This window comes from Gammaproteobacteria bacterium, assembly GCA_019911805.1.
Taxonomy (GTDB): Bacteria; Pseudomonadota; Gammaproteobacteria; order Thiohalobacterales; family Thiohalobacteraceae; genus JAHJQQ01.
The window spans coordinates 1-8,472 of the sequence record JAIOJV010000010.1 but is presented as its reverse complement, the minus strand read 5'-3'; the positions used below and the strand labels follow the sequence as shown (position 1 = coordinate 8,472).

Sequence of the window (8,472 nt, the reverse complement as noted above, 5' to 3'; positions counted from 1 at the left end):
CCCTAGGACCTAGGACCTAGAACCTCAAATCACATACACCGCGTCCGCGGCCAGGATGGCGTCGGCGAGCTGACCGATGCCGGCGTCGGTCGCGGCATCGAGGGTCTCGATCGGCACTTCGGCGAACTCCAGGGCCTCGAGCTGCAGCGCGGTCTCCGCGTCGTCGTCGAGGCCACCGAGTGCCGCGACACGCACCTCGTCGTCGAGCAGGGTCAGGCCGCTGGCCATGCGCAGCGCCTCAGGCTTGTCGTGCTGGGCGATCACCAGGATCGTCTTGCGTGCATCTGTCATGGTGTACCTCTAAAGAAACACTGAATGAGTCAAAACCGCAGTTGCCACGGAAGCACACGGAACCACACAAAAGACGAGGCTGGGGCATACCTGCAACCCGCGTATCTCGGTGCGTTTCCGTGGCTGAAGTACGTTTTTCGGGTAATTTTCCACGGAACCACGCGGAACGACTCAGAAAAGGGGAATGAGACACGTTTTGCATTCCGTGTTTTCCGTGTGTTTCCGTGGCTGGATTGAGTTTTTCGGGTCAGTCACCCACTGCCATGTCGACGAAGGTAACAACGTGCTTTTTCTGAAAATTTCTCAGAGCACCAGCACGTGGTCGCTGTTCCTGACCAGCTCGGCGTCCTGATACTGGCCGCCGATCACGATCTGGCTGTGGCTGTCGTCGACCCGCAGACCTTCATCCGCATAGCGCTCGACGCTCAGTTCACACACCGCGACCTGCGTGGCGGCGACGGCCGGTGCGCCGGTGAAGGCGGGATCGGCGAGCAGCAGCGCGCCGCGGTCATTGAGGAAACACCGGCAGGTCCAGCCGCGCGTCTGTGCCGCCGCGAGCAGGGCCACCGCCGCGGCACCGTGCCGGTCGTCGGTCACTACCAATCCGAATCGCATGAGGACTCCCATCATCGAGGCGCGGTGAAGAATGCACCGCGCCGTCCAAACCGGTGCGTCAGGCTGCGTCTCGACGCACCCTACAAGATCCCGGCCCCCGTAGCAGCGCCATTCCTGCCGCGATCACGGTCGGATCATCCGCCCGACCCAATCGCACCAGGAATGGCGCTCCTACATCAAAACCTCTTCCGTGTGGCCTCGTAGGATGCGTCGAGGCGCAGCCTGACGCACCACATACCGAAGGCGTCTCAGGCCTTGCGGATGCGCCAGCGGAAGCTGCCGCCGTCGTCGCTGCGCTCGATCAGCTCGTCGCCGTCGGCCTCGCACATGGCCATGATCGATTCACCCGAGGAGGGGTTGTCGAACATCAGGGTGAGCACGTCACCGCTCTCCAGTTTGCCCATCACCTTCTTGGTGTACATCTGCGGGTGCGGGCAGACATAGCCTGTCACATCCAGCGTGTAATCATGGTCGCTGACCTTCTCGAATTTCACTGCCATTGCCGTATCTCCTACGTTCTTTCCATTTCAATACAGAGCGCGCCGCTGCCTGCGGCCGCGCTCAGATCGCCAGGTCGTCGCCGGCGCGCCAATTCATCCAGGCATTGAAGCCCTTCACACCCAGCCAGCCACCCACGGCCATGCCCGCCAGGAACACCCAGCCGGACATGTCGCCGTTGGTGACGGTGGCGAAGAAGGCGCCGATGTTGCAGCCCATGGCGATGCGTGCGCCCAGGCCCATGAGGGCGCCGCCGATGAGGGCGAACATGGCCGTCTCGAGGCTCGGCACCTTCCACTTGAACTCGCGCCGCACCAGGGCGATCAGCGCCGCGCCCAGGATGATGCCGATGGACATCCAGCCCGGTGCGTTGATCAGCGGATTGGGGATGCCGTTGTCCAGCCCGAAGTAGATGCTGTCGGTCATCTGCATGCCGGCCTTGTCCAGCAGCCAGGCACCCCACTGCGCCTCCTGGGTGGTGATGTACCAGTAGCCGGGATCGAACACGGTGTCCTGGATGGACAGACCGGCGGTGTGGCCCATGTCCACCAGCAGCTCACCGAAGTTGAAGATCTCGTAGTGCTCGCGCAGCGCGCCGGTGGCCCACATGTGACCGCCGGCCAGTACGCCCAGGGCCAAGCCGGCGATGGCGGTGTTGCGCGAGGCCGTGACCATGGACCAGATGCCACGCAGGTGATCACCCAACCCGGGCGCCGTGATCTTGTAGCGCCGCAGATAGCCCTTGCGGTAGGCGGTCTGGTAGAGAACGATCATCAGCAACAGCGACGGCAGGATCGCGCCCAGCAGGGCGTTGCCGATGAAGGCACCGCTGACCACGCCCTCGAAGTGGTTGGACAGCTGACTGCCCTGCAGATCCCAGACATAGCCGGCAGTGAACTGGTCGAACCAACCCTGCGTCACCGACAGCTCCTCGGGCATGCCCTTGGCCGCCGCGGAGGCCGTCCAGGACGCCGGGATCAGTTTGTCCGTCCAGCCGTCCATGGTCACATAGATCGCCTGGCTGAAGGAGATCGACAGCACCACCAGCATGGCGCCGATGTTGCCTTCACCGCTCTTGTAGAGCGAGCCCGAGGCACAACCACCGGTGAACACGATGCCGAAGCCGAAGATCGCGGCGCCGACGAGGATATGCCAGCCCATCGCGTTCGGATGAAAGGTGTTGACCCCGAGGACCTGGACGGCTGCCGCCGTCAGCGAAAACAGCATGACCGCAATGAGCATGCCCACCGCCATGCGCGGCACCCGCACGGCAAACAGGTCGCGTACCGCCGAGGCCATGCAGAAACGGCCGTACTGGAGAAAGATACCGTAGCCGATGCCGAACCAGATATAGACCAGCAGATAGACCCAGCGCAGGTCCTGAGCCAGGGACCAGACCGAACCGAGCGTCACCAGGCCAACGATGGCCAACGCATACAGATTGCCCTTGTGCCCGTACCAGGCATCGGCCGACGCCGGCACACCCATGGTCGCGGCCTTCACGTCACTAGACATCGATACTCCCTCCCGTCGCACTGCAACAAACTCATTATGTACTTCAACCTTCGTTCTCCACGTAACCCTTGCGCACGTAGATGCGCCAGCCGTCCGTGCCCCGCACCGTCGCCAGATGGGTGCTGCCGAGCGTCATGCCCATCGCCGGGATGGCCTCCGCCGAACTGGCGTTGTCGACCCGCAGCTCCAGCACCTCGCCGTCCGCCATCTGATCGAGCGCCCGCAGGGTCAGCAGTTGCGGACGCGGACAGACGGCCCCGAGGCAGTCGATGCAGACCTGCACCCGCAACGGCCCCGCGTCCAGGATCACGGTCCGATCGACGCGGCTCAGCGCGCTGACGCGCTGCTGTCTGTGCCCGCCGAACCACCACATCACGCGGCCTCCTCCCGGCGCTGCGCTGCCCTGGAAGGGCTGGCGCCCACAGGCTCCATATGCAGCAATCGTGCCTTATCAATTTTATATATTAATTTCATTACCTTATAACCATTCTCTGGATCCGGAACTGATTTATTATGCAACCGCCGCCGGCCGCTGACGGGCGGCGGCGGATTTTGCAATGCACCCGGCGACGCACAGCGGGCATGGATGCAACGCCCGGTCGTCGCAACCTGGAAGGATAGCCGGTTGACCCGGGGAATGGCCGCGTAAATCGGGGATGGCCACGGAAACACACGGAAGAACACGGAATATAAACCCCTCTACATCACCACCTTCCGTGTTTTTCTGTGTGTTTCCGTGGCCCCATTCCAGACTCAGAGGTCGAAATACACACCCAGCCCGGTGTAGCGCAGGCGCTCGTCGTAGAACTGACCATTCGGTGAATAGCCGCGGTAGTGCTCCAGCATCAGGCGGATCTCGCGCGACTGGCGCACGAAGGCGAAGCCGAGCTGGTAGGAGCGGTTGTGCCGCCAGCCCTGCTCCTGCTCCGCCTGCCAGTCGATGGCGCCGACCAGTTGCCAGTTGCCAAGCACATTCGGCCGCCGGTATTCGAGGCCGGCCTGCGCGTGCAGCGGGTCGAGATCGGGTTCGCTGTGCAGGATCACGCCGCCACCGCCGTAGAAGCGCCAGTCGCGCCAGTCGTAGGAGGCCAGCACCTCCCAATCCTCATAACTCAGATTGACGCGCTCCAGATCGGCGTTGCCGAGCAGGAACTCGTCACCCAGGTGCGAGCTCTGGTGATAGATGCGCGTCAGAAACGACCAGGGGCCGCGGCGGTACGACACCGGGATGCCGATCCAATAGTCCGCATTGACCAGATCGAAGGACGGCGCATCCAGATTGAACACGGCGAACACGGCGCCCTGCAGTCCGATCTGCGACACGCCGGACTCCCCGAACAGGCCGCTGGCGAAGCCGAAGTAGTCGCCGAAGGAGACGCTCGCCGCGTTGAAGTGCTCGGCGGCCGCGTAGCGGTGGTAGCGGATGGCGAACTGCGGCTGGCGCGGGTCGGCGATCAGTGGTTTGAACAGATCGTCCACGGGCAGGGCCTCGATGGTGACCGGTGCGGCCTGCACCTGCCCAGCCGTCTGTCCGGCCGTCTGCCCCTCCGGGGACCCCGTCTCCGCTGCGGCCTCCGGCGGCGCCGCCTCCACCTCCACAGCGGCGACCTCCGCCACGGCCGACGTACACTCCGGCCGTTCCTGCCACTGCACCCGCGCGAAACGGCCGGTCGCGGTCAGCGCCTCTGCCACGGCGGTGCGTCCGGGATTCGGTCCGCAGGCCGCCTCACTCAGCACCAGCCGCCCGTCATCATGGGCGGCCAGCACCTGCACCTGGCGCCCGGCGAAACGCAGATCCAGTACCGCCCGGGCATACCCTTGCAGGAAATCGGCCGCGACATCGGCGCCGGCCGGGACCGGCAGCACCGCCAAGCCCAGGGCCAGCGCGGCGAGCGCGATCGGCGCGCCCGGGCGCGCCGACCGGCGCAGCCCGAACGACTGTATGGATGGCCGCATGAACATCTCGCTCCGTAAGTCGGGCAGGCACTTGCATGCCCTGTGACAGGTGGCCGATTATCGGCGACGGTTGCCTCCGGCGCCAGCGGCAGACTGCTCCAGACCGCTGTGCAGCGCAGCACTTGCAAGCACTGCGAGACATACCTGTTTTCTCAGTGCTGCCCCATAAACTCCGCAACCTGCGGCGGCCGGCGGACCGAATCCGGGGTGCGCAAGAACCGGGTGGGCGCGCCCGGCCACCCGTGGCAGGATGCGCACATGCACGACTATGAACGTATCACCCGCGTCATCCGCTATCTGGACGCGCACCACGGGGAGCAGCCGGACCTGGCGACGCTGGCTGCACAGGCCGGCCTGAGCCCCTTCCACTTCCACCGCCTGTTCTCGACCTGGGCCGCGGTGACACCGAAGGACTTCCTGCAGTGCCTGACCGTCGCACACGCCAAGGCGCGGCTGCGCGGCGGCGACAGCGTGCTGGCCGCCGCCCTGGGGGCGGGCCTGTCGGGACCGGGACGGCTGCACGATCTGTGCGTCACGCTGGAAGCGGCCTCCCCCGGCGAAGTGAAGTCCGGCGGCGCCGGCTGGACACTCACCGCCGGCTTCGCCGACAGCCCCTTCGGCACCTGTCTGATCGCCGCCGGCCCACGCGGTATCTGCCACCTCGGTTTCGTCGCCGCGGCAGACGACACCGCGGAATGGGCGGAGCTGCAGGCCGCCTGGCCGCAGGCGCACCTGTGCCGCGACGACGCACTGGCCGCACACCTCGCCGCGCGCATCTTTACGCGGGCCGGCGCCCCGCCCGGTGCGCAGACGCACCAACCCCTGCGCGCCTTCGTGCGCGGCACAACCTTCCAGGTGCAGGTGTGGCGTGCACTGTTACGGCTGCGGCCCGGCACGCTGGTCAGCTACGGCCAACTGGCCACCGCGCTCGCCCGACCGGCCGCGGCCCGCGCGGTCGGCACGGCCATCGGCCGGAACCCCCTCGCCTACCTCGTCCCCTGCCACCGCGTGATCCGCGAGACCGGCGTCGTCGGCGACTACCGCTGGGGCCGCGAACGCAAGCGCGCGATGCTGGCGTGGGAGAGCGCAGCGATCGACGGCGACCACGTACTCTGACCCTTTGATTGGTCCACGGTATCAAGCTCAAGATGCCGGTGGTGTACTACTCCACCCTTATGAGCGTGGCCTACGGCAAGAACGGCAAGGAAGCGTGTCTCGACGCTCACATCATCGCCGCGAAACGGTTGAAGGAGATTGCCGGGAAGTGGCTGTTGCGGAAGGGGGTGCGGTAAGGAGGCGCGGAAGAGGACGGGCGTAAGCCTGCACTCTGTCCCTGATGATACTCAAAACGCCCCTCGCACGAGGGGCGTTCATTCATGACGTCGCGACGCGGCTGTCAGCGTCGACGCGCGGCGGCACCGAGGCCGAGCAGGCCGGAGGCCAGCAGCAGCAGCGCGCCGGGCACCGGAACCGGTGTGATTTCCAGGCGGGCATTGAAATCGATACTGTCACCGGCGCTGAGGTCGAAGGCGAAGGCCATGCCCATGGAGGTGATGGGCCCGCCGGCATCGTACACGAAGGTCACCGCGGGATCGATATTGGGACCGACGCTGCCGGTCAGCGGCGTGGTACCACTGTCAATAATGATATTGCTGCCGAAGATGGTCGACACCGTCGCACCGTTGATGGTGCCGGACCAACTGATGTTCGACAGCGTAATATCACCGTCGCTCGCCCAATCGTAGCCCATCTGCGCATCGACCACGTTGGCGGGGTTGAAGCTCGGCGACACCAGGCCGTTCAGCGTGATGACGAAATGCTGCGTGCTGCTGCTGGTGTTGGTGAAGCTGAGGCTGTTGATCTGGATGAACGGATCGGTATTGGAGTTGAGATCCCAGCCGAAGTCCCAGAGGTTCGGGTCGGAATGCTCGCCGGTCACCCAACCCGTATCCAGGGTCCAGTCGTGATGGGGGTCATCACCGATAGTGACATTCATACTCAAAGCGCTGGCGGCGCCCGCCCACAGGCCGCACGCCAGCACGACCGTCAGTGCGCTACCTTTCCTGAAATCCATGTGCCGCTCCTCCGTTTCTCGACGTCTGCCGCGTCTGAATGATTCGTGAACAACTCTTGCTAATGCTGGCCAACTCGCTGTGCCCATACCGGCCGCTGGTGCGGACCACCGTGACGGCCAACGACGCACTCGGCAGGGCAACGGTACTCCAACTGCGCTCAAGGTGTGCAATTTCCATGCGCATTATATTTTTATACGAAAATTCATAAAGATAGCGTTCTACGTCGGTTGCCCGCCGTACCAATCTGTCAGGAAATCCGACACCCCTCTGTCGGGACCGGATCCAGCGCCCTGGTGAACATGCTGTATGTTCAAGAGCTTGTCCGCAGAAGCGCCCACGAAGCCGGCGTCGGAAAATATTACTGGGATGTGACACTGCAGGACAGATGGCCCCGGACACACATGGAAAGACATGGAAGGTGTGACACACGGGGTTTGAATTCCGTGTTCTTCCGCGGATCTCCGTGACCCAGACGGATGTTCGTGAAGTCGATCGCAGACCCCGCATACCGGGACGGCAGGCCGCACCGCGACGCCATCCCGGTGGAAACCGCGCCGGCTTGGCGTTAGCATCTACGGCCAACCCGCTTCCCGCGAAAGGCCTGTCGTGGATCGGTAAATCCGGGACAGATTTATTTATCCGGTCGTATTGTTGGCCGCCCCGGCTTTCGATGCTCGATGCGGCGCCCAAGAATATGTTCAACCTCGTCAATAAAACGCCCACTCCCCGTCAACTGTCCACGCTGCACGGCTGTCCTGATCAACCTCCACTCGCCTTCCGGTATCGCTGCCGTCAAAAACGTCCGGTGACTGACTTGTCGTTCTAGTGCATCGTTCCCGAGCGCCACGTAGCCGGGATTCTCGTCCAGCCAGTCGCATCGCTCGGTCCCCAGGTGGTGCCGCGCACTCGACCAGGGGTACTGTTCCGGCGCCTCCACCATTCGCGCGCGCACCGGATTCAATTCTATGTAACGGACGCAGGCCAAGAGATACGCATCGCTGTCCACCGGACTCGATTTGTAACGGCCCTCCCACAACGTCCCCGTCCTCCCTTCCAACGCATTGTGATAACGCGTCTGACGCCCCGCGACCCGCTTCATCAACCGGCCCAGGCCACTCACCTCTTCCCCAAGCCCCAGAAGCAGATGCACGTGGTTGGTCATCAAACAGTACGCGTACACCTTGATGCCGAATTCCACTTTGAACTCGGCAAGCGCATCCAGATACCGTAAATAATCCCGCGTCTCTGCAAATACCACCTGCCGATTATGCCCGCGCTGAACCACATGATGCGGGTAGTTCGGCAGCATGACCCTGCCCATCCCTGGCATGATCCCGCTCCTTAGTCTGTCTTAAATAAATCTGTCCCCGTTTTCCGTTCTTAGTAGGGTCGAGGGCTGGCGCGCCAGTACAGGTCGAAGTTTGTATTCCCCGTTGCTCGCCCCTTTCGGTTGGCGAGTGTCACAGTATCTCGACCATGCCACGTTTCCAGCCCCCGCCTCGTCAAACGCAGCGTGCGGATT

The 8,472-nt window shown here is 63.9% G+C and carries 10 protein-coding genes; 2 read left to right on the top strand and 8 right to left on the bottom strand.

What is annotated here, in order from left to right:
* Positions 1-24 precede the first annotated feature (24 nt).
* The 6 genes from K8I04_00675 to K8I04_00650 all read right to left on the bottom strand — a co-directional run bounded on the left by K8I04_00675 (position 25) and on the right by K8I04_00650 (position 4,875).
* Entirely contained in the window at positions 25-291 is a 267-nt protein-coding gene (locus K8I04_00675) for a hypothetical protein (protein ID MBZ0070236.1), read from the bottom strand.
* A 303-nt stretch (positions 292-594) separates the two neighbouring features.
* Entirely contained in the window at positions 595-906 is a 312-nt protein-coding gene (locus tag K8I04_00670) for a hypothetical protein (protein MBZ0070235.1), read from the bottom strand.
* 248 nt (positions 907-1,154) lie between these two features.
* Positions 1,155-1,406 (bottom strand): sulfurtransferase TusA family protein, encoded by a 252-nt coding sequence (locus K8I04_00665; protein ID MBZ0070234.1) that lies wholly within the window; start codon positions 1,404-1,406, stop codon positions 1,155-1,157.
* 61 nt (positions 1,407-1,467) lie between these two features.
* A complete protein-coding gene (locus K8I04_00660) occupies positions 1,468-2,919 on the bottom strand; it encodes a YeeE/YedE family protein (protein MBZ0070233.1) in 1,452 nt (483 codons plus the stop codon).
* A 43-nt stretch (positions 2,920-2,962) separates the two neighbouring features.
* Positions 2,963-3,292 carry a sulfurtransferase TusA family protein gene (locus K8I04_00655; protein MBZ0070232.1) on the bottom strand — a complete coding sequence of 110 codons (330 nt, stop codon included), beginning with the start codon at positions 3,290-3,292 and terminating at the stop codon, positions 2,963-2,965.
* A 380-nt stretch (positions 3,293-3,672) separates the two neighbouring features.
* Positions 3,673-4,875 (bottom strand): DUF1207 domain-containing protein, encoded by a 1,203-nt coding sequence (locus K8I04_00650; protein ID MBZ0070231.1) that lies wholly within the window; start codon positions 4,873-4,875, stop codon positions 3,673-3,675.
* Positions 4,876-5,133: 258 nt separating this feature from the next.
* Here K8I04_00650 and K8I04_00645 point away from each other — a divergent pair, with 258 nt between their 5' ends.
* Both K8I04_00645 and K8I04_00640 read left to right on the top strand, forming a co-directional pair.
* Complete coding sequence (locus K8I04_00645; protein ID MBZ0070230.1) at positions 5,134-5,991, top strand: methylated-DNA--[protein]-cysteine S-methyltransferase; 858 nt, start codon at positions 5,134-5,136, stop codon at positions 5,989-5,991.
* 8 nt (positions 5,992-5,999) lie between these two features.
* Positions 6,000-6,167, top strand: coding sequence for a hypothetical protein (locus K8I04_00640; GenBank protein MBZ0070229.1), 168 nt, complete (start codon positions 6,000-6,002; stop codon positions 6,165-6,167).
* 104 nt (positions 6,168-6,271) lie between these two features.
* On the opposite strand, the gene K8I04_00635 is transcribed toward K8I04_00640, so the two are convergent.
* Together K8I04_00635 and K8I04_00630 are read right to left on the bottom strand one after the other, a co-directional pair.
* On the bottom strand, positions 6,272-6,949 hold the full coding sequence (locus K8I04_00635) for a hypothetical protein (GenBank protein MBZ0070228.1): 678 nt from the start codon (positions 6,947-6,949) through the stop codon (positions 6,272-6,274).
* Positions 6,950-7,581: 632 nt separating this feature from the next.
* A complete protein-coding gene (locus K8I04_00630) occupies positions 7,582-8,280 on the bottom strand; it encodes a transposase (protein MBZ0070227.1) in 699 nt (232 codons plus the stop codon).
* Positions 8,281-8,472 lie beyond the last annotated feature (192 nt).